Genomic DNA, 24,663 nt, shown 5'->3' on the forward strand with positions numbered 1-24,663 from the left:
GTATACCATTGACGTTAGCGTTAATTTAAAGCAATTTATTCAATTTTCTAATATTTAAAATCAGATGTAAATATCCTATGTAAGCTTATGCTTCAATTTTTATTAGGGCTTCCAGTGGTATTTCATCTCCTGGCAAGTATCTATCTATAAGCGCCCGAAAATAGTGTAATGACAAAACAAAAAGCAAACAAATGCTTTAAATCAGCGCTTGTTTGCTTTTTAAGTTTTAGTTTAATAGCTAAAAACTAGTATTATTTTATTGTTCGTGAACTCGGTGTACTAACTTATAACGTTTTCACAAGCTGTAAAAACTCAGTTAACGAGGTTACTTCATAGGTTGGAACTACATCAGGGTTTTTCGGCTTATCTTCTCGGTTAATCCAAACATTGCGCATATTGACGCGCGATGAGCCTAAAATATCCGTCATTAAATTATCGCCTACCATAATGCCGTCGTCTTTTGTAACATTGGCCTTTTCCATCACAAATTCAAAAATCGAAGCGTCGGGCTTTCCTTTACCAAAATCGCCTGAAATAATGATGTGATCAAAATATGGCACAATTTCTGGTGTAATTTCGAGCTTTAAATTTTGTAAGCTTGGTGCACCGTTTGTTAAAAGTACAAGCTGATACTTGCCCTTTAATTCATCTAATACGGCAAATGTGTCCTCATAGAAGAATGGTGCTTGTTTACGCTCCTCTACAAAGCGTTCGCCAAGTTCCGCGCCAAACTCGGCATCTTCAACACCAAGTGCCGCTAAGCCGTTTGTCCAGGCCTGTGCACGGTAGCTCGGTACAATTCCCTTCATTTGTTGGAATTGTGGTGTCGGATCATCAAATGTTCCCCATAAGCCTTCAAACGGATTAATACCAATTAATACGGTATAATCATACGTTTCATAGCCTTCATATAATGCACGTGCCGCTTTACGTACTTCTTCTTCCAGGGTAATCGCATCTACATTTTTGACCGTGCTTGCATATTCACATGTTTTTTCAAATGCTGTTTTTACTGATTTTTGATCGTATAAAAGTGTGTCATCTAAATCGAAAATAATTGTTTTAATCGTCATGTCCTTACTCCTAATTTATAATCTATCACTGCTATTAGTTTACCATAATAAAGCGTTTATTTTTGATTTTTCTAAATTTTTTAGCGCAAACAAAACTAAATCACGTACAAGTCATTCATACGTGATTTAGCTTTTACTATTTATTTTTGTTCCGTAGCTGTTGCATCAGTTGTTGAATGCGTTGTTTTTGATTCATCGTTTCTTCTTTTAGAACGGTAATATCATATGTGTGCCCATTGTCGGAAATTGCTACAATATCTCCTTCCTTAAGGGTGCTGTCCAATTCGGTGCGGTGAATAAGCAATTGCTCCATTTCTTCAGGGCGTTTTAAAAAAATCGCATAATCCCCATCAAATCGGTCTAATGTGTATTTATTAAGGTAGCTCACTAACGATTTCTCCCTTCGCATTTTTCAATTGTGCGGCATCGCCTGAATTTAGCCAAATTTGCTTTTTCGTCCATTCAATCGAATTAGTACCTGTTTTTGCCTCTGGTCCACTTGTAATATAGAGTGTTTTTCCTGCTGCAAGTTGAATATTGGGGAAATTAAAGGATTGATTCCCTTCAACTGAAATGAGCTGCCATCCTTGTAAATTGACAGCTTCTTTACTCGTATTTTGAATCGCAACCACTTCGGACTGTAAATCCTTGCTTACAAGCTCAACCTTGCCTGATTTCGGTAATGTGATGGCGCTTGTTGCCCCAATGCCTGTCCATTGTTCTGCGTTTATGTCATATGTTACACCATCTGTTTTGACAACAATAGTACCTGATTCTGCCGTACCATATAAATCACTATTTGCCTGCTTTAATACATCGACAACCTCTACATGTGGATGACCGTATTTATTGTCCTGTCCATAGCTTAAAATCGTTGCCAGTGGACTTACTGCTTCAATAAAATCAGGCGAACTGCTCGTATTTGATCCATGATGTCCTGCCTTTAAAATCGTTGCTTCAACATCAACGCCCGATTTTACTAATTGCTGCTCAATCCCTTGGTCAGCATCCCCCATTAATAAAAACGAAATATTATTATAAGCCACACGTAATACGATGGAGGCATCATTATTATCAGAAGCGTTTTCGTCACTTGCGAGTACTTCTACGTTGACCTCTGGATCAAGTGCCAATGTATCTCCTGCTGCTGGCACAGTGTAGCGAATATTTTTATCGTGTATTAATGTTAGCATTTCCTCATAGGTTTGAGATGTATGTATTTTCCCTGAATCGATGAATTCTTTAATTGAAATCGAGTTCAATACCGCGATCAAACCGCCTATATGGTCGGCATCTGGATGCGTTGCTACTACATAATCGAGTTTTTGCACGCCTTGTGCACGTAAGTAATCCACAACGGTTTTACCCGCGCCCTTTACACCTGCGTCTACAAGCATCGTTTTGCCGTTAGGGGCTTGAATGAAGATCGAGTCCCCTTGCCCGACATCAATAAAATGTACGGTCATCTCTTTTCCTGTTACGGCTGGTGCATTTGTTTCCACCATTTCTGTACAGCCTGCTAGCAGCAACATCATTACTATTGCCATAAAAATGAATTTTTTCATTATGCCAAATCCTTTTCTTCCTGTCTTTTATTACGCTACTTTTGATGTAAAGCTCTTTCTAAAAAGAATAACAAAACACTACATACTCCTCTGTAATGCTTTGTTATCCCTGTAAAGCTATCATCCATAAATTTCATCTAAAATGGCGATTTTTTTCGTAATGGAATCCTCAAACGTCATAATATACGCTGCTGGATCTTTCGGATTATAGAACTGCGTAATTTTGCCCGTTTTTGGATGCACAAATTTTGAAGAAGCCCCGCAACCAATACCTAATATTGTTTGTACTTCTTCCATAATGACAATATTATAAATCGATTCCTCACTTGGCTTACAGTAACCAACGTTCTCTAAGTTGCCTAAAATATTTTTTTGGCGGTATAAATAATATGGTACATAGCCATTTTCAGCCGTCCAATCCGTTGCCATTTGCATCATTTGTGCAACAGTATCACGGTCTGCTACTTTATATTTGTCCTTGTTACGCGTCATTTCAGAAGCACGCTTAAAGCTTAATGTATGCACGGTTAAGCTTTCAGGCTGCATTTTTGCCGATTCATCTAATGAATGCTGGAATTCCGCAATCCCTTCATTTGGTAAACCGATGATTAAATCCATATTAATATTATTCATCCCGGAATTGCGTGACAGCCAAAACTTTTCAACCGTTTCTTCAACTGTATGATGGCGACCAATTGCCTTTAATGTTTCCTGCGTATAGCTTTGCGGATTCACCGAAATACGGTCAATGCCCCATTTTTTCAGCACTTCGATTTTCTCCGGTGTAATCGTATCTGGACGCCCTGCCTCTACCGTAATTTCTCGAATGGATTCAGGATTTGGGAAGGCATCAAACATTGTTTTATAAAGGGCATCCATTTCATCTGCCTCGATTGATGTTGGGGTACCTCCACCCCAATAAATCGAAGTAATGCGCATATTTTTCTTTGTTAGCCATTTTCCCATTTCTCGTAATTCAATATGCAGGCCATCAATAAATTTCTCGACACGCCCCGCCTTCCGATTGGACTGAATCGCATAGGCTGGAAATGTACAGTACGCACACATTGTCGGACAGAAAGGTACCCCAATATAAATCGAAATTTCCCGCCCAAGCTCATCTAAATCTGGAATGACCTTCAACTGACGCTCAACAATGGCTTTCATCAGTGCGATTTTTTCATCAGAAATTCGGAAATCCTCTTTTAAAATGGTTGCAATCTCTTCATCCGACTTCCCTGCTTTGCGGTACTTATGATACAGTTTCGTCGGCCGTACACCCGTTAAAATGCCCCATTGCTGTGTCATCCCTGAATATTGCTCCAGCACATCCAGCATGACATGGGATAAGGCACGCTTCATCCGAATATTTTGCTCTTTTTCTGTTCCTTCCGATGCATAGCCAATGGAATAGCTACTTGTATATGTTTGGCCATCAACTACTAACTCCGCCGCTGTATGAATGGTAAACGAGGCATCCACTGAATGCTCAAAGGCTAATGTCATATCCGCACCATCGTTTTCAATTTGAATAACAGAGTCTTCATAAAACAGATTGGCAATATGATTGAACACGCGTGTCCAATCCTCTTTAAGTTGTTTGTTTATATAAATGGTTTTCATTATTTATTCTCTACTTTCCTATCTAAATAAAGGTTTGAAAAACAGGTTTCATACCAATTTTTGAGATGCGATGTCTTCCCTACTATGGACTTTCACTTGTCTACCCAACAAATTCAAAATCCCTTCCATTGTAACAAAAAATGAAAGGGAACAAACGAATCATGCTTATTTTTATTAAAAATACGATTTCCTTTTTTCTCTATGCTGTTATGTAAAAATATACTTACTAATACATATAAAAATTACTAATTTTTAATATCCATTTAACCTAGTTTTAACCTTTCACCTGTAAAATCAACTATAGATTTTAGAAATAAGGAAGTTATCACTATTTTTACAGTGATAACTTGGTATATTTTTACTATATTTCATTAGACTAACTTTACAGAATATTTTATACTTCTTATTATCAACTATTAAATGGAGGTAGCAATGATGATTCGACCACTCAAGTTTACAGCACAGAATTTTACGACCATTGTAAATCAACTATCTATCGGCATTCATAAGTTTGATTTAAATCGCTGCGATGAACGCACATTTTACATTACGATCAATGTTTCCTATGCAAATAATTCGACGATATGCGATTTAATTTTCTTAATTGATCGCGATGAATTATTTGGCGCGATTTCATTAAACGACCTTTATGAAAATGTACAACGTTTCTTTTCACAACACTTTAACTATCAATTACTTTATACAGATGAAATGCAGCTTGCCAAACTTGCTACAACGCACCCTAGCTTTTTAGAGAGCATTCGTATTTACTCGCAAAAGTTCTCGAAACATTCGATTTCATTGTAAAAGGCTCACACAAGGGTGTGAGCCTTTTATCTTATAGACCGTCGTATAATGACTGGATCGGCTGTGTAATAATGCGGTTTACTTCTTGAATCACTGTGCTTAACGCCATTTCAGCCTCTAGCATTGCTAAGATTTTCATGTCCTGCTGTGCTAATTGAGCCGTTTTTTGTAAATATACATACTCATCTTCTGTTAGTTCTTCGCCTGCATTTTGCTTATCCTGCATCTTCATTTGAACATCACGGAAATTTGTGAATAATTTTTTTGCCTCTTCATCTTCACGTACAGCCTCTACCGCTTTTTGTAGATTTTCGAATTCCTCTGTTTTGCGGAATGTTGCTTGAAGCTTATTAATATCTTCATAAATGTTAATCATTTGATATCCTACTTTCTCATTTTAGTTCGTCAACAAGACGATGACCGCCTGAATTACCCCAACTAGACCACCAATAATACCACCTAGCCAAGTAATTAACTTTAGCTCTTTGCTAATAATACCAAGTACAAGCTCCTCTAATTTCGCAATTGGGAATGAATCTACCTGCTCACGCACAACTTCTGCTAAATTTAAGCGCTTTAAGACATCTTCAATTTTCCCTTCAGCTGTTGTAAACAATTTCTCCATTACTTTAGGTAGTAGCTCGTCTGTTGCCCATTGATTTCCTTGTGGCCAATAATCATTAATCGTTTTGTCCAAGCGTGATTCAATTGCTAGTGCATTTTTTGCGTAACTTTGGATGCTCGACTCAATCGTATCAAAGTTTATGTCATTCATAAAGTCCATCGCTGGGCGTTTTTTTATTTTTTCCCATTCTGCACTAAAAATCCGCTGTAATAATGCCGCTGTACCTGGTGCTTGTAAAAACTTCACAAGCTCACGCTGCACTTTATCAACAAGAGATGTAGAATCACCTAAAAACATTTGAATCATGCCTCCAAATGAGCCCTTCGTCGATAAAAAATCATCCAGCATATTTTTGATTGTAATAGCCCCTTCTTGTGATAAGAAGTAATCCTCACCCTTTTTCAAAATCTGCACAACCGCTTCATCTACTTTACGATCTAACACAGGCGCTAAATCAGCTGGTAATAATTCTTGAATTGTCTTTGTCGATAATGTATGTTTCATAGACATCAATTGATGATGAATGATGTCATCCACTTTTCCCTCAACAGTTTGCGGTAATGTTTGAAATCCAGCTAAATGCAACCAATCATTAATCGTTTTTTCATCTGTAAATATTTCCTGTGTCACCTTGTCCTGTGCAAATGTTAATACGCTCGCTCGCACTTCTGTAGATAAAAACTTTTTCTTAATTGTTTCTGGCGTTAATAAATAATCTGTTACCGTTTTACCTAATTGAATAGCTAAATCCCCACGACGCTTCGGAATAAGGCCTGGTGTTAACGGCAATTTCCACTTTCTAAAGTAAATCGGCTTATACGGTCGAAACAGCATTTTAATGGCCATGTAGTTTGTAGCCGCCCCAACTATCGCACCCACAACGCCAAGTAATAATAACAGCGTAATAAATTCTCCCATTAATCTCACTCTTTCCTTATCTATATCTATTCTTATTATTAATTTCTTCAAACAAAAATTGCAACAACGGACTACTTTCTTGTACGATTAGATGGGGGGGAAGTTTCATGATTCAACATTTTAGCTATAAACCATTATTCGAAAACAGTCAAATTCCTGGTTGGTCGATTCGTTTCTTTTTTAACAATGAGCGTTTTACAGCAGAATATTATAAAGATGGTAGTATTCGCTTTATTGGCAATACACCGCAACAAAATGATCTTGCCAATGTAGAAAAAATGATTCATGAATTAATGTTATTCCACGTTTATGAATAAAAAATGGGGCTGCGCCAAAAGTAAATACTTTTAGCGCAGTGCTTCGTTCGTGTATTAATTATCCGCTGCATGCGGTGCTTCTGCGGTGGTCGAAATAAAATTTCCACCATCCTCGGCGCAAGGGGGTGTCCCAGAATCACTTCTCGGACACCCCCTTACTGTCCCTAATAGTAGATTGTAAAAAACTAATGCTCGGTGGAAGATGAACCCCACCGAGCAAAGCGTTAGTCTATGCGCATTCAAGTAAATTATTCAAATAGCTGGCTAGAGAATTTATTTGCTGGCTTTTTTGCACTAAATTTCTCATCTATTCAAATAATTACTTGCCCCATACATTACCATTAAAATACTGATAATTCAAATTTTACTGCCCATTTCTTATTTCTCATAAAAAACCTTATATTTCTCAAATAACATAATTTGTTTTTTGAGCATAAATAATTTATCATTGTAGTATTAAAATTTTTTTAGGAGGTGTACTCTTTATTTGCCGTGCCCATTTGCATCGCAGATAAGGAATATATTTGGACGTAGACATAGGTATTGAACTAACCATTAGGTTGATAGTATTTGCTATCTTAATTGCCGCTACGGCATTTTTCGTTGCAACTGAGTTTGCAATAGTTAAAGTAAGAACGACAAAAATCGATCAGCTCGTTGCTGAAGGAAACAAAAAAGCCATTCGTGCAAAAAAGGTTATTACTAATTTAGATGAGTACTTATCTGCTTGTCAATTAGGGATTACTATTACTGCCCTTGGACTTGGTTGGCTTGGAGAACCAACCTTTGAAATCATTCTCCACCCACTGTTTGATTTTTTAGGATTAAGTGGTAGTGTTACATCCGTTCTTTCATTTATTGTTGCCTTCTCACTCGTAACGTTTATACACGTTGTCGTAGGGGAATTAGCACCGAAAACTCTTGCTATTCATAAAGCAGAAGAAATTACCTTAAACTTATCAGGATCCATCATTTTGTTCCATAACATCATGTACCCATTTATTCGTACATTAAATGGTTCAGCACGTGCCTTATCGGGACTATTCGGTTTAAAAATGATTTCTGAAACTGAAGCAGCACACTCTGAAGAAGAGCTTCGCATGATTTTAACAGATAGCTATAATGGAGGAGAAATCAACTCTTCTGAATACGAATACGTTAACAGTATTTTCGAGTTTTCTGAACGCATTGCGAAAGAGATTATGGTTCCTCGTACTGAAATTATTAGTATTGAAAAAGATCAAACGATTCGCGAAGTATTTGAGCTAATGGGAATTGAGCAATATACACGTTATCCGATTACTGATGGCGATAAAGACCATGTCATTGGTTTAATCAACATGAAGCATTTATTAACAGCTTATATTAAGGACCCTGCAAATGGGGAGAAAAAGGTTGAAGAATATATGCAGCCGGTAATCCGTGTAATTGAAACGATTCAAATTAGTGAGTTACTTTTAAAAATCCAAAGCGAACGTATTCATATGGCAATTTTAATGGATGAATACGGTGGTACATCTGGTTTAGTAACGATTGAAGACATTATCGAAGAAATTATCGGTGATATTCAAGATGAGTTTGACGAAGATGAAGTGCCTGAAATTCAAGAAATCGCAAAAGACCATTACATCTTTGATTCTAAAATGTTGCTAGCAGAAGTAAATGATATTTTAGGTACTGATATTGAGGATGAAGACATCGATACAATTGGTGGTTGGTTCATGACGCAGCGCTTTGACGTTGAAGAGGGCGACACTATTGAAGAACAAGGTTACCATTTCAAAGTAACCGAGCTTGATGGTCATCATATTTTATATTTAGAAGTTACAAAATTACCTGAGTCAGTAGTTCTAAACGAAGAATAATCAATTTAATTCAGCTAGAGTTTAAACCCTAGCTGACTCAAGTTACTGCCACGGCGGATATCATAGGTAAAGCCCACATTTTCTAAGTTGAAAATGTGGGCTTCTTTTATTAGGCGTTTTCACTTGGTTCCGTTAAATTATGTTTTACTGCATACAAGGCAGCTTGCGTGCGGTCTTGTACTTGTAGCTTTGTGAATATATTGGAAATATGCGTCTTCACCGTTTTTTCCGTTACATATAAAGAGGAAGCAATTTCACGATTGCTTTTCCCTTTTGTAAGCTCTGCTAGTACATCCTGCTCACGCGGTGTTAGCGGATTTATAATATGGGGCTTATTTTCCTCTTCTCGTAAACCTTCTTCTAGCTGTGTTGTTGCCTCTGGGTGCAATGTATTTTCGCCGCGCATTATTTGGCGAATCGATTCCACTAAATCATCTGGCTCAATATCCTTCAATTGATAGCCTGATGCCCCAGCTTCCATTGCGGGCAGCACATGATCTTTATCAGAAAAGCTTGTCAGCATCAGTACCTTCATGTCTGGCCATTTATGCTTAATTTTTTTAGTCGCTTGAATACCATCCATTTCTGGCATCACTAAATCCATTAGCACAATATCTGGCTCTAATTTTTGAACAAGCTCTACCGCTTCAACACCATTTTTCGCCTCCCCAACAACTTCAATATCCTTTTGCGTTTTTAAGAAAAATAATAACCCACGTCGTACCACATGATGATCATCGGCGATTAATACACGAATCATTGTAACTCCCCCTTAATATGGCAAGCGAACTAATAGCTCTGTCCCTTTACCAATTTCACTTACCCAATCGGCCGTTCCACCTACCGCGTGCGAACGGTCTTTTATCGACTGAATTCCAATAGATGGAATTTCCTGAATAGCTTCAACGTTAAAGCCTTGTCCAGCATCTTTTACAACAAGCAATACATCCGTTGCTGTTACATTCACAAATAGTTGAACTTGCGATACGCCAGAATGTTTTCGCGCATTATTAAGTGCTTCTTGTGCAATCCGAAATAGCGTTTCCTCCACACGAGATGGCAATTGAATAACGCCTGCAACATTGACCGATAATTGTAAATTCAGCATTTCTGCATATACTTTAATCGCTTCAATTAGCCCACTCTCTAAACCTTTTGGACGCAATTGCCAAATAAGGGCGCGCATCTCCGTTAAAGCCTCTTGCGTAAGCTGCTGAATATCTTTAAACGTTTCTTTTAACTCCTCTTGCTCTGTCATTTCAATCCCTGCCCGCGCCGTTAACGTAACTGAAAATAACAGCTGGTTCACTGAATCATGCAAGTCCCGGGCTAATCGATTCCGTTCCTGAACAAGCGCAATTTCCTGTTGCTCATTTGTCAAATAGATGCGCTTAATCGCGGAGCCCATTTGAAAAGCGACCGACTCCAACAAATCGAGCTCTTCTTCGGTAAAGCGGACTGTATTGCGTGATGCCACATTGAGAATGCCAAAACGCTCCTGTCCTGATTGTAGTGGCACGGTCGCATGATGTGTAATGTCATGATGATCCCCCACATTCTCTTCAATTGCCCCTTCAATTCGTTGGCATTCAATAATATTAGACGCCTTTTTTAATTCGTCATTGCGAAAACGCGACACACACCAACAACCGCCGCGCTTTAAATGCTGACAATCATTATAGCTCAGTGTGTCTGGTAAGTTTTGCTTCACAACAAGCTCAGATTTCCCCTTTTTATCGATAAAAAATATCCAGCCCGTTTCAAATTTTGTACCACTTAGAAATTTTGATAAAGCGCCATTTAACATCGGAATCATTTCAGTTTCTTCGTTTAATAGCTCCGCAATTTCTTTTAATATGGCAATATTAGAATGGTTATTCGTCATTAGCATTCGTCCCTTTTCAGTGCTCTTTCTTTTATCATATCATGCCCATAAATATCCGCGTACCGTATTCTCTTCATACTTTTGAATGAAAAAATCCCCGATGCGAGAAACATCGAGGACATGGATAGCTATAAAGGCCGAATGAAATGGCTGCTACTATTAACAATCATTCAACTTGCAATGGAATCGTTACTTCCGCTGTTCCGTTTAAATATGTCGGATAGCTAGAGAAATAAATTTTAATTGGATTTTGAACATTGTCTAAATCATAGCTAATTGTCGCTTCGTGATGGTTATCCTCCATGTCTGACATAGAAGAGCTTCTCATGCTTGGCTGCTCACCTGTCGCATCAACAGCATTACCAAATAGTTGACGATGATGCTTCATATTGCCAGGCTTATATTGTACTCGCACTTGCATTGGGTACACTTCCACCTTCGATAAATCAATAAAGCTAGGTGCAAAGACGACTTGCTGTTTTTCAAAATCGACTTCTATATAGTCCTCTCCTTTTGGTAATGCCTCCACTTCAGCAATTTTTAATGTTAATGATTTTGGCTCTCTAAAATAATTACTTTGTAGATAATGGGTCATCGTATGCTCATCCATTGAACCTGCTCCTGAAATACCATTCGAAATTTTTCCCCATACCTCCTTATTTTCATCTAATAGTTCAAGCGAATTAAAACTTAATATACGCTTATCATTCATTGGGTCGATTGAAATTTCGATGCCTACACGAAGCGGTGAAATTCGAACTTCATTTACTGTAAATCGTTGCCCTTCAATTTCTAACTGTTCATTTAATGTATAAACTTTCGCTTTCTTAATTTCATTTTTTAATGTAAATGGAACGTGAATTGTTTCATCCTTTAACTTGAAATGCACTTCAAAATTTGGTTGACTATAGTCCATGCCTTCACTTGAAGCAATTTCAATTGTATTCGCAAATTCATATGTCTCTTCATCGATAAAATTACTATACGTCACAGCCGCTTTTACTTGTTCACCATTTTGAAATACTTCAATTTGCATATCTTTGTAATGCCGTAAATCTTGCTCACTACTTAAACGATACATAATAAACATCCCGGTTTCATCCGCTACAACCTCTTCAATGACTGCCTTTATGTCCGCTTGCTCAGTGGTAGCGTAAATTTTTTCATTATAGCCATGCTCTAAAACATCCTCAAAGCCTTTATTATACGTAATGAGTTCTACAATCGTTTGTAAGCCTGGAACTTTACCTACTGCATAGGCAATTGTCGGTGAAACACGAATGGATAAAATAAATAAGCAAATAACAGCAGCTGCTACAAAAGAAATCGCCCATTTTCTTCGCCTTTTTTGTTCTGTTCTTTTTATTCGTAACGCACGCTCCCTTGCTTGTGCTAATGCTTCATGGGGCGTGTTCAGCTCTTCTAAATATTTTTTTAATTTGTCATCCATTATCGCTCACCTCTTTCTATTAATAGCCCGCGCAGTTTTCGTATTGTATAATGCAAACGCGATTTAATTGTGCCTTCGGAAACTTGTTGGATTTGTGCAATGTCCTTCATTTTTAAATCTTTAAAATAGCGTAAATAAATAAGCTCCTGCTGTTCCATTGGAAGCTCGGTAATGACTTCAGCTAGCTCTAATGGATGTGTCTCTTCGCTTGCTATCTCTATTGATTCCTTTAAATCATAGCGCGCTTGTTTCTTTTTCATATCTAAACAAATATTAATTAATATGCGTATTAACCAAGTGTATAAGTATTCGGGTTGCTTGATGGTATGTATTTTTTTCAAACAACGGTACGTCATTTCTTGGATCGCATCTACTGCATCATGCTCGTTTTTTAAATAGGCAAAAGCAATTTTATAAAAGCCTTCTTCATAACGTTCTAAAAGTGTAACAATGGCCTGTTCATTTCCTGCAATGGCACTTTTTATTAACTGCTGCTCATCCAAATTCAGCCCCCCTTTATGTATTAGACATTTCAAATATACATTTCGTTCAATCCACTAAAAATCTCGCCTTCTTTTACAATAGCAGAATTCTTTGTAAACTTATTTTAAATACTCAACTCGATACCGATTAGGACAGCGATCTTATAAATAGTAGATTATTAACAGCTAGAAAACGCAACCATATCATTTTCATAATATGACTTTGTTCGCTATTTCCTCTTCCATATAATTGATTTTTCCTTGAATTCAAACTATAATCAATGCAGGTTAAATTTTGAAACCCGAGGTAAAAGGAATGTCAAAAAAACTTGAAAATGCCTTACTCACGATTTGGGTCGTTTCATTAACAGCGACACTTGGATCATTGTATTTTTCTGAAATACGAGGCTACGAACCATGTACCCTTTGTTGGTACCAACGCATCATCATGTACCCAATCGTCCTTATTTCGACCATTGCTTACATCCAAAAAAATGCAAAAATCGCATTAACAACAGCTGTATTTTCTTGTATCGGGGCGGCAACATCCCTTTACCATTACAGCATACAAAAGCTTGATTTTTTACAAGAATCATCCCCTTCATGTGGTCGTGTGCCATGTACGGGCGAATATATTAACTGGCTAGGCTTTATTACGATTCCATTTTTAGCATTAACAGCATTCGTCATTATTGCGGCAACTAGTTTTTATATGTTAAAGGTTTTAAAGGAGGAAAAATAACATGAAAAAGCTCGCTATTGTTGGCGCAGTTGTAGTCTTATTATTTGCTGCAATTATCGTCCTAACAAACATGAAAAATGCAGACAAATTAAAAGATAATCCATACGAAACAGAAGAATTAAGACAATCGACAATTGATTTACTAGGCGATAAAAATTATCAAAACATCATTTTACCAGATGCATTGGCAGATAAAATTGCTTCAGGTGAAGGGGTTGTAGGTTATTTCTTCAGTCCAGAATGTTCACATTGCATGAACTATACGCCAAAAATGATGCCAATTGCTGAAGAATTAGATATCCACGTCGACCAATTAAACGTATTAGAATACCAAGAGGCTTGGAACACTTACAATATTACAGCAACACCAACTATGATTTATTTCGAAAACGGTGAAGAGGTTGCGCGTGTTGAAGGTGATGCATCCAATGAAGTTACGCGTCAATTCTTTAACGATGTTGTGTTAAAATAAGAAGATATTCAAAATCGTGCTTTATTATAAGCACGATTTTTCATTTGGAGGAAAATAGACATGTTCACATATACAATTTTTGAAAACGGGCAAACCGTAGAAGATTTACTACGCAACAAATGGCGCTTAGGCAAAAAGTTGGTACACGAGCTACGGATGGAAAAAGCAGTAACAATCGACGGGGAGCCGATTATGTGGAAGGAACCTTTTGACAAGGGGACAAAAATTGAGTTTAACTTTGAAATTCCTGCTTCCAACTACATCCCAACGCAAACTTGTGATGTCCATATTCGCTATGAGGATGAACATTGCTTAATTGTATCCAAGCCAAAAGGGATGGCAACACATCCGAACGAGCCAACCGACCGCGATACATGTATGAACTATGTCATGCGTCACATCGTTGACAACGGGGGGCATTATGCAGAGCACGTACACCGTTTAGATCAAGGGACAAACGGCTTATTACTTGTAGCAAAGCATCCGATTGCAAAGTCCATTTTCGACCGCATGATTGAGGAAAAATCAATTGTCCGCACCTATGCAGCCGAGGTACAGGGCAATATTCGAACAGATAATGGCACAATTAGAGCAGCGATCGGTAAAGACCGCCACCATAATACACGCCGCGTTGTTGCACCAAATGGACAAAATGCTGTGACACATTATGAAGTGGTCAATCGCTACAAAGGGACATGTGTTGTGCATGTTGTGCTCGAAACGGGTCGCACTCACCAAATTCGTGTGCATATGGCGCATATTGGTCATCCAATCGTTGGCGATACACTATACGGCGCGCGCGAAACTGCAGCCGGCACCTATGCACTCCACGCCATTCAATTAGCCTTTGCACACCCATTTTTAAATGAAGATGTTGTTGTAAAGGATATATAATAAAATAAGGGACGAGAAATGCATGATGCGGTTTCTCGTCCCTTTTTTTAATTAAGCTTTTCGCGCTCTATATACGGTATGCCGTTTTGATTTGAGTATTGATAAATATAGCTTTTCGCACTGGAATTCAATTCCTTTTCCTTAATAACAAACGAATCCCCCGACTTTGTAATCAACTTTACCTCGCCTTTATTCGCTCCTACGACATATTCATAGTACACTTCCGAAAGCTCTGTCCATTCATACTGATCATTCATCCATAAAAAATTGCGCTCAATTTGCTCGTTACTAATTTTCAAATAGTTTTGCGTCGAATAATAGGCCATACTGCCACCAATTACAAGTAACAAAAGACTAATTCCATAAATTACTTTTGTACGCTTATACGCTAATAAGCCAAACATCACCCCAAAAACGAGGCTGGCTCCTATAATAAGACGTAAGGTAATTGGATTTATTAGAAATACATCTTGATCTTCTGGCTTTACGAAAAAAAAACTTTGAAACATCGGTTGTAATAACATGATATATGGCGTAAAAATCAAAATGGTAATGGCAGCCATCGCGAAAAATAACCCCGGTGAAAAATTTTTAAACATCATCTCATCCCCCATGAAATGTGAATTTATTCGTTAAAAGTCAAACTTAAAGCTATCTGGATTTTGTCCGAAGCGCTCATTGCGATTCAAGGCATTGATTTCCTGCATTGTCGCTTCCGTTAATTCAAAATGAAATACTTCACTATTTTCTTTAATACGTGATGGTGTTACTGACTTTGGAATAACAATGACATCATTTTGTAAATGCCAGCGAATGATGACTTGTGCAGGTGTTACACCATATTCATTGGCAATGCGTACAATCGTTTCGTCCTTTAGTACATGTCCACGCCCCAGTGGTGACCATGCTGTAACGGCAATATTATGCTCCCTGCAAAATGCGCGTAGCTCAGATTGATTTAAGTAAGGCTGTAATTCTACTTGATTAACCATTGGTGCAATATTACTCTTTGCTAATAGCTGTTGTAGATGATGCTCATGGTGATTCGATACACCAGTTACGCGAATTAATTTTTCATCATATAAGCGTTCAATCGCACGATACGTATCCACAAATTTATCTTCTACTGGCCAATGCGTTAAATACAGGTCGACATAATCCATATTTAATTTTTTCAGTGACGTTTCAAACGCTTTTAATGTCTTGTCATAACCTTGGTCCGAATTCCATACTTTAGTTGTGACAAAAATTTCATCACGCGCGACTGACGAATGACGAATCGCCTCCCCCACTTCTTCTTCGTTGTAGTAGAGAGCCGCTGTATCTATCGCACGGTAGCCTAGATCTAAAGCAGTCGTAATGGCCTGCAAGGTTTCATCACGATCGGTCATTTTATAAACACCTAAGCCAAGTCTCGGCATCTCGATACCATTCGCTACAGTTTTTGTTGATTGTAAATTCATATAAATCACCTCGGTTTTAATTTCCTTCTATTATAGCATTATTCCTATTATGTATTACCAAAATTTTCTCACTACTGACGTTTCTTCAAAAACAAAATTTTTATCCAATTTGCATATAATTGGTAGATAGAATGGCTATAGTCTTGTATAATTCTATTTACAGAAAATTCTTTCAACTAGAGTTCTATAGTAAGTTATTACTTTTGTTTAGGAGTGGATAATGATGATGGATACACAGTTAGTTTTGACAGGATTTTTAAAGCGAGCAGCACGATACTTTCCAAACAAGCAAATCATTTCACGTACAAGCACGACAACTACACATCGCATTACTTTTAAAGATTACGTAAAACGTACACATCGCTTAGCAGATGCTTTAACAAAACTCGGTATGACACGCGGTACGAAGGTTGGTACATTTGCATGGAATCATCACCGCCACTTAGAAGCATACTTTGCGGTTCCGTGTAGTGGCGCCATTTTACACACAATCAATATCCGCTTAGCACCCGAGCATATTATTTATATTATTAATCACGCACAGGATGAAATTTTATTAATTGATGGCGATCTATTCCCATTAGTCGAGCCTGCACTTGGCCATTTAAAAACGGTCAAGCATATTATCGTCATGAGTGATGACAATGTAGCGCCTGAATCATCCTTCCCAAATGTGCATAGCTACGAGCAATTACTTGAGCAAGCGGATGAAAACTTTGTATTCCCTGAAGACTTAGACGAAAATTTACAGGCAGGTATGTGCTACACATCTGCGACAACAGGCATGCCAAAAGGCGTTGTCTATACACATCGTAGCATTGTCCTGCACAGCTTGGCGCTCGGTCTTGCCGAATCATTCGCTTTAACGGAGCGCGATGTCGCACTTCCAATTGTGCCGATGTTCCATGTCAATGCATGGGGCTTCCCATTTGCAGCACTTAATTTTGGCTCCAATATTGTCCTACCAGGTCCGATGATGACACCAGCCATTATTTTGGATTTAATGGAGCAAGAAGGCGTAACAATTACTGCCGGTGTACCAACGATCTGGCTCGGTGTACTTGCCGAACAGGAAAAGCAGCCGCGCAATCTGTCATCCATTCGCTTAATTATTTCAGGTGGCTCTGCTTCACCGAAAGGTTTAATTCAGGCCTACATCGAAAAGCTCGGCGTACCTTATGTAAACGCTTACGGCATGACGGAAACTTCACCACTTGTCAGTATGTCGCACCCTACTTCTGAAATGGATCACTATAGTGCAGATGAGTTGTTAGATATGCGCGTTACACAAGGCTTAACGGCATCATTAATCGAAACAGAAGTCGTCAATGAAAACGGTCCTGTACCATGGGACGGCGAAACGATGGGCGAGCTACGCGTACGTGGACCATGGATTGCATCTAGCTATTATCAAGATGAACGTACAAACGAAGCATTCCGTGACGGCTGGCTCTATACAGGGGATATCGCGGTCTTAACAAAAGAGGGCTATATTAAAATTACTGACCGAACAAAGGACTTAATTAAATCTGGTGGGGAATGGATTTCCTCCGTCGATTTAGAAAATGCCCTCATGTCACACCCTGCTGTATTTGAAGCAGCTGTTATCGCTATGCCACACCCAAAATGGCAGGAGCGCCCTCTCGCTTGTGTTGTCTTAAAAGAGGATGCTACTGCTACAAAAGATGAGCTCCTTGCCTCACTTGAACAAGAGGTCGCAAAATGGTGGATTCCAGATGATGTAGTATTTTTGAAGGAGATTCCAAAAACATCCGTTGGTAAATTCTTAAAAGCCAAATTACGTGAGGATTTAAAAGACTACGAAATCCCAACAACTTAAAAAGCAAGAATGCAAGAAGTCCGCTATCTCCAATGATAACGGACTTCTCTTTATGCCTTATTTCAATCCCCTTCTTCTTCATCATCGAATTGCTGTGGGTCTGCAATTCGATTGGTTTCTTCTAGCTGTTGCTCATCACGCATATTTTCCATTTGCTTGCCAAGTAAGCGCAGCTCCTCCATTGAATTAGCCATATTGCCATTGACGATTTCTTCTCGTTTTGTCATAAAATACACCCTCCTATTCTCTTCAATACCTTTCCATTTTAGAACCATTTCTGTCATAAATTTAAGTATTCATAGCCATTTTTTATGCTATACTGAAAAAAGAGACAATTAACACATGAGGAGGATACTTCCATGAAATTAATTTTAATTCTTGGTGTTTGTGTAGCATTCTTAACAGCTATTTTCACAGCTGGTTATGACGGCGACAACAAGCCATTCGCTAAAGCTAAAAACTAATTTTAGCTAGCTTTCACTAAAAGGCAATTGTGTTTTTATACACAGTTGTCTTTTTTGTTTGACAATTTTACTCCTACAATTTATATTAGTTACATAAAGTAAGTTACTTATAAAAAACAAGCATATAAAAGGAGCAATTATACAATGGCTACACATTTTCACCATAAACCAAATTTATATTCATCTCATGTTCAATTGAAGGTTTCAGCTTTAGCCCGTTCTATCGAATACTACACAACTATTATTGGCTTTAAAGTTCTAAAACAAACAGAAACGGAAGCTTATTTAACAGCCGATGGTCAAACAAGCTTAGTATCACTTGTGGAAGTTCCAAATGCAGCACCACTTCAACCTGGCTTCACTGGGCTTTACCACTTAGCTTTACTATTACCCTCTCGTAAGGACTTAGGAAACATCGTACAGCATTTTGTTAATTTAAATGTACGCTTAGGCGCAGCGGATCATGATGTTTCGGAAGCCTTATATTTAAATGATCCAGATGGTAATGGGATCGAGATTTACATTGACCGTGATGAATCAGAGTGGACTTGGTCTGAGGGTGAGCAGGTGCATATGGTCACAGAACAACTGAACTTCCAACCAATTTTAGCTGCGGCTGATGGTAAATGGGACGGCCTCCCTGCTGGCACTGTGATGGGGCATGTGCATTTATCCGTTGCTAGCTTAGACAAATCAGAGCATTTTTACACAAATGTTTTAGATTATAAGGTTGTCACACGTTTTGGCGCGCAAGCATTATTCATTTCAACAGGGAAATACCATCACCATTTCGGCTTAAACACATGGAATAGCAACAATGGCCATGCACCAACCGAGGAGATGGTTGGATTAAAATCCGTTACGGTTGTTTTAAAAGATGCAGCCTATGCTGAAACCGTAAAACAAAGCTTACGTGATAATGACTATGTGGTGGAGCAATTTGTGGCCGCACCTCAATTCGGTGGCAAGCAAGTCTTTTCAACTATCGATCCAAATGGCTTACGCATCGTGTTTACAATTGAAGGTAACTAATTAACGAGGGGCAGAAGGAAATCTTTATTTTCTTCTGCTTTTTTCGAAACTTTATTTTACTTGATTCGTATAAAGTAAATAAATCAATTAATACATTGGAGGAATACGGTTGTCACTATTTAATAAAGTTTTAGCGAGTGTTGGTATTGGTGCAGCTACAGTAGATACAAAATTACACAAATCAAGCTACACGATTAACGAAAAGGTTACAGGTGTTGTCGAAATTGTCGGTGGGAATACTGAGCAACAAATCGATGCCATTTATTTAACACTGTACGCCAATTTCATTCGTGAAGTGGATGACAAAAAAATCAATGATCAAGCAGCATTACAAAATATTAAAATTAATGAGCCTTTCACAATTCAGGCTAATGAAAAACGTGAAATTCCATTTTCATTCGATTTACCATCAATTATTCCAGTTACAACTGGGAACTCACGCGTTTGGGTTCATACTGGCTTAGATATTAAAAATGCCATTGATCCGAGCGACAAGGACTTTCTTGATATTCAGCCGACGCGTTTAGCGAGTGCTGTTTTATCAGCTGTTCAAAATTTAGGCTTCCGTCTACGCAAAGTCGATACTGAGCAAGCCCCTTCCTACTTACGCAATCGCACAAAAATTGTACAAGAATTCGAATTTACAGCGACAAACAACACGTATCGCCGGTATCTAGATGAATTAGAAATTGTATTTTTAGAGCAATCAGAGCGTTCTGTCGAAATTTTAATACAAGTCGACCGTCGTGCACGTGGGCTTGGTGGCTTCCTATCCGAGGCCTTTAATATGGACGAAAGCTTTATCCGTTTAACATTATTCGAAAATGATAATATTCAAGCAAAATTGGCAGATGCCATTGAAAGTAAAATGCGGTAACCAAATAAAGGAAGGTACACATATTTAAAGATGTGCACCTTCCTTTTCCTTATTTTAGGCCCGGATAATTTTGCTGACGTAATGCTTCATAAATTACGATAGCCGCAGTATTCGATAAATTTAAAGAACGGACATGATCACTTTGTGGGATGCGTAGGCACATTTGCGCACGCTCCTGTGCAAAATCCTTCGGTAAGCCAGTTGTTTCACGACCGAACATGAAATAAATATCACGTGTTGTATCGCTAAAATCATGCGTTGTGAAAGGTTCGTCACTATACGTTTCGATTAAATACACATCTCCATTTTTACTATATTCAATGAAATCTTCTAATGAATCATGATATACAACGTTTACATGCTCCCAATAATCAAGTCCTGCACGCTTTAACATTTTATCATCTGTTGAAAAGCCTAATGGACGAATTAAATGGAGCGATGTGTTCGTACCAGCACATGTACGGGCGATATTCCCTGTATTTGCTGGAATTTCCGGTTGGTATAAAACAATATGGTTTGGCACTTCTTTATCCTTCTCTCTTACTTATTGTAACAATGCTAGTCCTTTTTGAATTTCAGCTAGCACTTCCTCGTCTTTTTCTACTTCGCGCGCCTTTCGTAAAACTTCCTCTGCATTAGCTGCACCGATTTTACCAATTGCCCAAGCAGCCGTACCACGAATGACAGGGCGCTCGTCTTTTTGTAGTACATCGAGTAAGTCGGGCATGGCACTTTGCTCTTTAAAATGGGCCAGTGCTAAAATGGCATTACGCTGAATCGGCTTTTTCCCTCTCCATGAGCCGGATACATGACCGAACTTCGCTTTAAATTCTTTATTAGAGATGGATAAAAGCGGTTGTAATAGTGGCTTCGCAATTTCTGGATCCGGCGTAAACTCATCATGTATCCAATTAAGCTTGCCCTTATTTTTCGGACATACGGTTTGGCATGTATCACAGCCATAAATACGATTGCCGATTTTAGTGCGGAATTCATCGGGTAAAAAGCCCTTTGTCTGTGTTAAAAAAGCGATACAACGCTGTGAATTAAGCTGACCGGGTGCGACAATGGCACCTGTTGGACAAACATCTATACATAAATTACAGTCCCCACATTCATCCTCAATTGGCGTAGTAGGTGCAAATGGAATATTGGTCATCACTTCTCCCAAATAAACGTACGAGCCAAATTCTGGCGTAATAATCGAGCAGTTCTTTCCAACCCAACCAATACCCGCGCGCTCTGCAACGGCTCGGTCAACAAGCTCGCCTGTATCAACCATCGACTTGACCTTCACATTCGGAACATGCTCAATTAACCATGCTTCAATCAATTGTAAACGTTCGCGCACCGCTGTATGGTAATCAACCCCCCATGAAGCCCGACAAAAAATACCACGGCGCTCTCCCTTTTTTCCCTGTGGTGCATTTTCCATACGCGACGGATACGCTAACGCAATCGCAATAATACTTTCTGCATCCTCTAACAACCGTAATGGCTCCGTACGCAGTTCAATGTCAGATTCCTCAAAGCCCGATTGGAAGCCAAGTTGTTGCTGACGTCGTAATCGATTTTTTAATTCATGAAACGGTGCTGCTGTTGTAAAGCCGATTTTATCAACACCGATAGATTGTGCATATTCAATAAGCTGTGCTTGAAGCTGTGTCACATTCATTTCCCCAGCCCCTTTCATTTCTTTCAAATAGCTATCGTAAATTTTAGTAATTTGTATAGGAATCCATTACAATAATAGTTAGGTGATGACAGATGAAAATTTCAATTAACAAAACAATTTTTGAACAAGCCGAACAATTTAAAATCGGCCTTATCCATTATAACAAAATTACCGTGGCACAATCGCCTCAAATGATTAAAGGCCGCACACAACTTTATCAAGAAAATTTATACTTAGAGTTACAAAGCACATCTGTAACCGAACGCCCAGGTATTCAAGAATGGCGCCAGCTTTGGAAAACATTCGGTGCTGATCCAAATCGCTACCGTCATTCCGCAGAAAGCCTTATGCGTAGAATCTCCAAACAAAATTATTTAACACCGTATCACTCAGCGGTCGACTTAAATAATTTCTTCTCGCTCCAATACGAGCTGCCGATTGGAATTTATGATACAAATACTATTGAAGGTGCGATAGAAATTGCACTCGGTGATGAAAATACAGGCTATGAAGGCTTAAATGGTCGCTATAATGTGCTGACGAACATTTTATATTCTCAGGATGCGCATGGTGCATTTGGTAGCCCATTTGTAGACTCCAAACGCACCGCTGTCACAGAACAAACAACGGATGCATTGCAAATCTTTTATTTACAGCCATCACTACAGATAGAACAAGCCGATCAGCTATTAACGAGCGCGGGCAAGATGTTTACACAAATTAGTGGGGGCGATTATACCATTGCTGTACTAACAAAAAGCAACCCGACCATTGAATTTTAAGGAGTGTTTGAAATGAGTATTAATTTAGCAGAATCCGTAAAGTTAAAAAGTATTATTACTAAGAAGATTCAAGAACTATCTAGTGCCGTCCATCAGGTGACACATGTAGTCGTTGAAAAAGGAGAGGAGCCAAAGCAGCCCACGCTAACACTTGAAAAGCTAGAGGCTGATTTAAAGCAGTTACGCTACGATTCTCGCAAGCTTGATGCACTCATTTATCGCGCCAACATCGATAATACCATTGTTTTTAATGACGAAGAGATGCCGATTGTTGAAGCGATTGAATTAGCAAACCAATTGCGTGCGGAAGCAGCCTTTTGTAAAACGCTTGGCATGGAAGAGAAAGAATCTTATTATCATTCTGTCGGTGAAACGATGCTCTACCGCATCGCACTTTACGAGCCGCTTGACTATTTAAATCGTTCCAACGAGCTTGAAAAACAGGCACATCGTTTATCAAACGCTATTAACGCCAAAAACTATCAAGTGACTATTGCATTTGATGATTCTAATTATTATTAATCCTAGGGCGGTGAGACTCCAACCTAGGTAATAACGAGCGCCCATTTGCAAATGCAAATTTACTTTAACTGTAAACCAATCAACGATTACCTGTTACTTTGTTACCTTTAACCAATGACCAACCAGTGTAAAAGTTAACACTCAGCGAAATACTTGATTTTAGCTCGTTATTAAAAGGCCCTCCCATCACTTTTTTTGTGAGAAGAGGGCCTTTACTAGTTAATTTTTTCTAGGGCACTTTAAGCATGTAATATTTTTATTCGACACCCGGCAAAATACGTAAGATTTTTTCATCCGCATTTAATATGGCATCCACACCCAATGGAATGGCTATATTCGGCGTACAATGCCCGATTTTAAAGCCTGCCACTGCTGGTTTATTAAACGGCTTCAAATAGCCCGTAATCATTTCCAATACATCCTCATCACGATATGACTCATCTGGCATGTTGAAGTCCCCTATCACAAATCCTGCCGCCTGCTCAAGCTTACGTGCTAAGCGTAATTGATTCATCATATGGTCAATCTGTTCAATCGTTTCCCCAATATCTTCTAACAGAATAATTTTATTGCGCACATCGATTTCAAATTTCGTCCCTAATGTACCTACTAGGCGATTTAAATTACCGCCAGCAAGCTCACCTCGCACCATACCAGGAATGATGGTTTGAAGCGGTGCAATGCTTTCTGTGTATTGAATTTCAATTGGCTGGAATAGCTGCTGGAACATTTTTTGTGACAGCTCATCTAGTGCTCCCTGTGGACTCGATAGCATTGGGCCATGGAATGTTACTAAATTTGAGAATTCATTCACCTGTGTATGTAAAGCCGTTACATCCGAGAAGCCCCAAATAATTTTTGGATGATCCTCTAATAATGGGTAACTAATTTTATCAATCACACGCGCAATACCGTATCCACCCTTTACCAAAAAGATCGCTTTTACATCTGGATCTTGTACCATCGCATGAAAGTCTGCAACACGCTCTTCATCCGTCCCTGCTAAATACCCCTCATAGTTTTGAATCGTATTGCCTAATTTATAACGTAAGCCAAGCTGCTCTAAAAACACGAGCTTGTCTCCTAAGGACTCTTGCTTAAGTGGGCTACTTAAATTTACTAGCCCTACTGTATCTCCTTGCTGTAATCTTGCTGGTCGAATTTTCATTTGTTTGACCTCCTTTTACTACTGTCGTTATTGTATCATAGCGTTTTATGTAAAGCGCATTGCAAATTCCAAGTCCAAACTCCTATAATGAATAGAATTAATGATTTGCTTAAAGGAGCTCG

General features: G+C 38.6%; 27 protein-coding genes. 11 read left to right on the forward strand and 16 right to left on the reverse strand.

The genetic code is table 11. The features are described 5' to 3' along the window. Positions 1–284 precede the first annotated feature (284 nt). The 4 genes from MKX47_RS16425 to MKX47_RS16440 form a co-directional block, all read right to left on the reverse strand. Complete coding sequence (locus tag MKX47_RS16425) at positions 285–1,073, reverse strand: HAD family hydrolase (protein ID WP_340776357.1); 789 nt, start codon at positions 1,071–1,073, stop codon at positions 285–287. A 136-nt stretch (positions 1,074–1,209) separates the two neighbouring features. Further along, positions 1,210–1,461: a DUF3006 domain-containing protein gene (locus MKX47_RS16430; protein ID WP_340776359.1), complete on the reverse strand. Its 252-nt coding sequence runs from the start codon at positions 1,459–1,461 to the stop codon at positions 1,210–1,212. Next, the gene (locus MKX47_RS16435; protein ID WP_340776361.1) at positions 1,448–2,638 is read right to left on the reverse strand and encodes an MBL fold metallo-hydrolase; all 1,191 of its coding nucleotides are present in this window, start codon (positions 2,636–2,638) and stop codon (positions 1,448–1,450) included. Before MKX47_RS16435 ends, MKX47_RS16430 begins: the two co-directional genes overlap by 14 nt. 120 nt (positions 2,639–2,758) lie before the next feature. Continuing rightward, the gene (locus tag MKX47_RS16440) at positions 2,759–4,261 is read right to left on the reverse strand and encodes a coproporphyrinogen III oxidase (protein ID WP_340776365.1); all 1,503 of its coding nucleotides are present in this window, start codon (positions 4,259–4,261) and stop codon (positions 2,759–2,761) included. Between the two features lie 432 nt (positions 4,262–4,693). Here MKX47_RS16440 and MKX47_RS16445 point away from each other — a divergent pair, with 432 nt between their 5' ends. Next, complete coding sequence (locus tag MKX47_RS16445; RefSeq protein ID WP_340776367.1) at positions 4,694–5,068, forward strand: hypothetical protein; 375 nt, start codon at positions 4,694–4,696, stop codon at positions 5,066–5,068. Positions 5,069–5,099: 31 nt separating this feature from the next. Here the strand turns inward: MKX47_RS16445 and MKX47_RS16450 are convergent, their stop codons facing one another. Both MKX47_RS16450 and MKX47_RS16455 read right to left on the reverse strand, forming a co-directional pair. After that, a complete protein-coding gene (locus MKX47_RS16450) occupies positions 5,100–5,444 on the reverse strand; it encodes a YlbF family regulator (protein WP_340776369.1) in 345 nt (114 codons plus the stop codon). A gap of 21 nt (positions 5,445–5,465) precedes the next feature. Then, the gene (locus tag MKX47_RS16455) at positions 5,466–6,611 is read right to left on the reverse strand and encodes a DUF445 domain-containing protein (RefSeq protein WP_340776370.1); all 1,146 of its coding nucleotides are present in this window, start codon (positions 6,609–6,611) and stop codon (positions 5,466–5,468) included. 107 nt (positions 6,612–6,718) lie between these two features. On the opposite strand from MKX47_RS16455, the gene MKX47_RS16460 reads away from it, so the two are divergent. Beyond that, positions 6,719–6,928: a YheE family protein gene (locus MKX47_RS16460; protein WP_340776371.1), complete on the forward strand. Its 210-nt coding sequence runs from the start codon at positions 6,719–6,721 to the stop codon at positions 6,926–6,928. Positions 6,929–7,488: 560 nt separating this feature from the next. Next, positions 7,489–8,793, forward strand: coding sequence for a hemolysin family protein (locus tag MKX47_RS16465; RefSeq protein ID WP_340777856.1), 1,305 nt, complete (start codon positions 7,489–7,491; stop codon positions 8,791–8,793). A 109-nt stretch (positions 8,794–8,902) separates the two neighbouring features. Here the strand turns inward: MKX47_RS16465 and MKX47_RS16470 are convergent, their stop codons facing one another. The 4 genes from MKX47_RS16470 to MKX47_RS16485 form a co-directional block, all read right to left on the reverse strand. Next, a complete protein-coding gene (locus MKX47_RS16470) occupies positions 8,903–9,553 on the reverse strand; it encodes a response regulator transcription factor (RefSeq protein ID WP_340776372.1) in 651 nt (216 codons plus the stop codon). A gap of 12 nt (positions 9,554–9,565) precedes the next feature. Beyond that, positions 9,566–10,678 carry a GAF domain-containing sensor histidine kinase gene (locus tag MKX47_RS16475; RefSeq protein WP_340776375.1) on the reverse strand — a complete coding sequence of 371 codons (1,113 nt, stop codon included), beginning with the start codon at positions 10,676–10,678 and terminating at the stop codon, positions 9,566–9,568. 166 nt (positions 10,679–10,844) lie between these two features. After that, positions 10,845–12,128 carry a DUF4179 domain-containing protein gene (locus tag MKX47_RS16480; protein ID WP_340776376.1) on the reverse strand — a complete coding sequence of 428 codons (1,284 nt, stop codon included), beginning with the start codon at positions 12,126–12,128 and terminating at the stop codon, positions 10,845–10,847. Next, positions 12,128–12,631 (reverse strand): sigma-70 family RNA polymerase sigma factor, encoded by a 504-nt coding sequence (locus tag MKX47_RS16485; protein ID WP_340776378.1) that lies wholly within the window; start codon positions 12,629–12,631, stop codon positions 12,128–12,130. The genes MKX47_RS16480 and MKX47_RS16485 overlap by 1 nt, the downstream gene beginning before the upstream one ends. Before the next feature lie 295 nt (positions 12,632–12,926). On the opposite strand from MKX47_RS16485, the gene MKX47_RS16490 reads away from it, so the two are divergent. From MKX47_RS16490 to MKX47_RS16500, 3 genes are read left to right on the forward strand one after another with little or no spacing between them, the layout of a single operon-like run. Next, the gene (locus tag MKX47_RS16490) at positions 12,927–13,352 is read left to right on the forward strand and encodes a disulfide oxidoreductase (RefSeq protein ID WP_340776382.1); all 426 of its coding nucleotides are present in this window, start codon (positions 12,927–12,929) and stop codon (positions 13,350–13,352) included. 1 nt (position 13,353) lies between these two features. Beyond that, complete coding sequence (locus MKX47_RS16495; protein ID WP_340776384.1) at positions 13,354–13,824, forward strand: thioredoxin family protein; 471 nt, start codon at positions 13,354–13,356, stop codon at positions 13,822–13,824. Between the two features lie 60 nt (positions 13,825–13,884). Next, positions 13,885–14,718 (forward strand): RluA family pseudouridine synthase, encoded by an 834-nt coding sequence (locus MKX47_RS16500; protein WP_340776386.1) that lies wholly within the window; start codon positions 13,885–13,887, stop codon positions 14,716–14,718. Positions 14,719–14,765: 47 nt separating this feature from the next. Here the strand turns inward: MKX47_RS16500 and MKX47_RS16505 are convergent, their stop codons facing one another. Next, on the reverse strand, positions 14,766–15,317 hold the full coding sequence (locus tag MKX47_RS16505; RefSeq protein WP_340776389.1) for an acyl dehydratase: 552 nt from the start codon (positions 15,315–15,317) through the stop codon (positions 14,766–14,768). 33 nt (positions 15,318–15,350) lie between these two features. Next, positions 15,351–16,181 (reverse strand): aldo/keto reductase, encoded by an 831-nt coding sequence (locus tag MKX47_RS16510; RefSeq protein ID WP_340776393.1) that lies wholly within the window; start codon positions 16,179–16,181, stop codon positions 15,351–15,353. A 223-nt stretch (positions 16,182–16,404) separates the two neighbouring features. On the opposite strand from MKX47_RS16510, the gene MKX47_RS16515 reads away from it, so the two are divergent. Continuing rightward, positions 16,405–18,021: a long-chain fatty acid--CoA ligase gene (locus MKX47_RS16515; RefSeq protein ID WP_340776396.1), complete on the forward strand. Its 1,617-nt coding sequence runs from the start codon at positions 16,405–16,407 to the stop codon at positions 18,019–18,021. A 62-nt stretch (positions 18,022–18,083) separates the two neighbouring features. Here the strand turns inward: MKX47_RS16515 and MKX47_RS16520 are convergent, their stop codons facing one another. Then, positions 18,084–18,248, reverse strand: a complete 165-nt coding sequence (locus MKX47_RS16520; RefSeq protein WP_340776398.1) for a multidrug ABC transporter ATPase — start codon at positions 18,246–18,248, stop codon at positions 18,084–18,086. A 381-nt stretch (positions 18,249–18,629) separates the two neighbouring features. On the opposite strand from MKX47_RS16520, the gene MKX47_RS16525 reads away from it, so the two are divergent. Beyond that, positions 18,630–19,517 (forward strand): VOC family protein, encoded by an 888-nt coding sequence (locus MKX47_RS16525; RefSeq protein WP_340776404.1) that lies wholly within the window; start codon positions 18,630–18,632, stop codon positions 19,515–19,517. Positions 19,518–19,626: 109 nt separating this feature from the next. Beyond that, entirely contained in the window at positions 19,627–20,394 is a 768-nt protein-coding gene (locus tag MKX47_RS16530; RefSeq protein WP_340776405.1) for a sporulation protein, read from the forward strand. A gap of 49 nt (positions 20,395–20,443) precedes the next feature. Here MKX47_RS16530 and trmL read toward each other — a convergent pair whose 3' ends face one another. Further along, positions 20,444–20,917: a tRNA (uridine(34)/cytosine(34)/5-carboxymethylaminomethyluridine(34)-2'-O)-methyltransferase TrmL gene (gene trmL / locus MKX47_RS16535; protein ID WP_340776408.1), complete on the reverse strand. Its 474-nt coding sequence runs from the start codon at positions 20,915–20,917 to the stop codon at positions 20,444–20,446. A gap of 21 nt (positions 20,918–20,938) precedes the next feature. Beyond that, positions 20,939–22,069 carry a tRNA epoxyqueuosine(34) reductase QueG gene (queG, locus tag MKX47_RS16540; RefSeq protein ID WP_340776410.1) on the reverse strand — a complete coding sequence of 377 codons (1,131 nt, stop codon included), beginning with the start codon at positions 22,067–22,069 and terminating at the stop codon, positions 20,939–20,941. 92 nt (positions 22,070–22,161) lie between these two features. On the opposite strand from queG, the gene MKX47_RS16545 reads away from it, so the two are divergent. Beyond that, positions 22,162–22,851: a B3/B4 domain-containing protein gene (locus MKX47_RS16545; RefSeq protein WP_340776413.1), complete on the forward strand. Its 690-nt coding sequence runs from the start codon at positions 22,162–22,164 to the stop codon at positions 22,849–22,851. Positions 22,852–22,863: 12 nt separating this feature from the next. Beyond that, the gene (locus tag MKX47_RS16550) at positions 22,864–23,373 is read left to right on the forward strand and encodes a hypothetical protein (protein ID WP_340776415.1); all 510 of its coding nucleotides are present in this window, start codon (positions 22,864–22,866) and stop codon (positions 23,371–23,373) included. Between the two features lie 256 nt (positions 23,374–23,629). Here the strand turns inward: MKX47_RS16550 and MKX47_RS16555 are convergent, their stop codons facing one another. After that, positions 23,630–24,541, reverse strand: a complete 912-nt coding sequence (locus MKX47_RS16555) for a S66 peptidase family protein (RefSeq protein WP_340776417.1) — start codon at positions 24,539–24,541, stop codon at positions 23,630–23,632. Positions 24,542–24,663: the final 122 nt, after the last annotated feature.

The organism is Solibacillus sp. FSL R7-0668, assembly GCF_038006205.1.
In the GTDB taxonomy this organism is placed as follows: Bacteria; Bacillota; Bacilli; order Bacillales_A; family Planococcaceae; genus Solibacillus.

Coding starts and splice junctions, on each gene's coding strand:
- MKX47_RS16425 (WP_340776357.1), bottom strand. CDS start 1,073: ATGACGATTAAAACAATTATTTTCGATTTAGATGACACACTTTTATAC.
- MKX47_RS16435 (WP_340776361.1), bottom strand. CDS start 2,638: ATGAAAAAATTCATTTTTATGGCAATAGTAATGATGTTGCTGCTAGCA.
- MKX47_RS16440 (WP_340776365.1), bottom strand. CDS start 4,261: ATGAAAACCATTTATATAAACAAACAACTTAAAGAGGATTGGACACGC.
- MKX47_RS16445 (WP_340776367.1), top strand. CDS start 4,694: ATGATGATTCGACCACTCAAGTTTACAGCACAGAATTTTACGACCATT.
- MKX47_RS16450 (WP_340776369.1), bottom strand. CDS start 5,444: ATGATTAACATTTATGAAGATATTAATAAGCTTCAAGCAACATTCCGC.
- MKX47_RS16455 (WP_340776370.1), bottom strand. CDS start 6,611: ATGGGAGAATTTATTACGCTGTTATTATTACTTGGCGTTGTGGGTGCG.
- MKX47_RS16460 (WP_340776371.1), top strand. CDS start 6,719: ATGATTCAACATTTTAGCTATAAACCATTATTCGAAAACAGTCAAATT.
- MKX47_RS16470 (WP_340776372.1), bottom strand. CDS start 9,553: ATGATTCGTGTATTAATCGCCGATGATCATCATGTGGTACGACGTGGG.
- MKX47_RS16475 (WP_340776375.1), bottom strand. CDS start 10,678: ATGACGAATAACCATTCTAATATTGCCATATTAAAAGAAATTGCGGAG.
- MKX47_RS16480 (WP_340776376.1), bottom strand. CDS start 12,128: ATGGATGACAAATTAAAAAAATATTTAGAAGAGCTGAACACGCCCCAT.
- MKX47_RS16490 (WP_340776382.1), top strand. CDS start 12,927: ATGTCAAAAAAACTTGAAAATGCCTTACTCACGATTTGGGTCGTTTCA.
- MKX47_RS16495 (WP_340776384.1), top strand. CDS start 13,354: ATGAAAAAGCTCGCTATTGTTGGCGCAGTTGTAGTCTTATTATTTGCT.
- MKX47_RS16500 (WP_340776386.1), top strand. CDS start 13,885: ATGTTCACATATACAATTTTTGAAAACGGGCAAACCGTAGAAGATTTA.
- MKX47_RS16505 (WP_340776389.1), bottom strand. CDS start 15,317: ATGTTTAAAAATTTTTCACCGGGGTTATTTTTCGCGATGGCTGCCATT.
- MKX47_RS16510 (WP_340776393.1), bottom strand. CDS start 16,181: ATGAATTTACAATCAACAAAAACTGTAGCGAATGGTATCGAGATGCCG.
- MKX47_RS16515 (WP_340776396.1), top strand. CDS start 16,405: ATGATGGATACACAGTTAGTTTTGACAGGATTTTTAAAGCGAGCAGCA.
- MKX47_RS16520 (WP_340776398.1), bottom strand. CDS start 18,248: ATGACAAAACGAGAAGAAATCGTCAATGGCAATATGGCTAATTCAATG.
- MKX47_RS16525 (WP_340776404.1), top strand. CDS start 18,630: ATGGCTACACATTTTCACCATAAACCAAATTTATATTCATCTCATGTT.
- queG (WP_340776410.1), bottom strand. CDS start 22,069: ATGAATGTGACACAGCTTCAAGCACAGCTTATTGAATATGCACAATCT.
- MKX47_RS16545 (WP_340776413.1), top strand. CDS start 22,162: ATGAAAATTTCAATTAACAAAACAATTTTTGAACAAGCCGAACAATTT.
- MKX47_RS16550 (WP_340776415.1), top strand. CDS start 22,864: ATGAGTATTAATTTAGCAGAATCCGTAAAGTTAAAAAGTATTATTACT.
- MKX47_RS16555 (WP_340776417.1), bottom strand. CDS start 24,541: ATGAAAATTCGACCAGCAAGATTACAGCAAGGAGATACAGTAGGGCTA.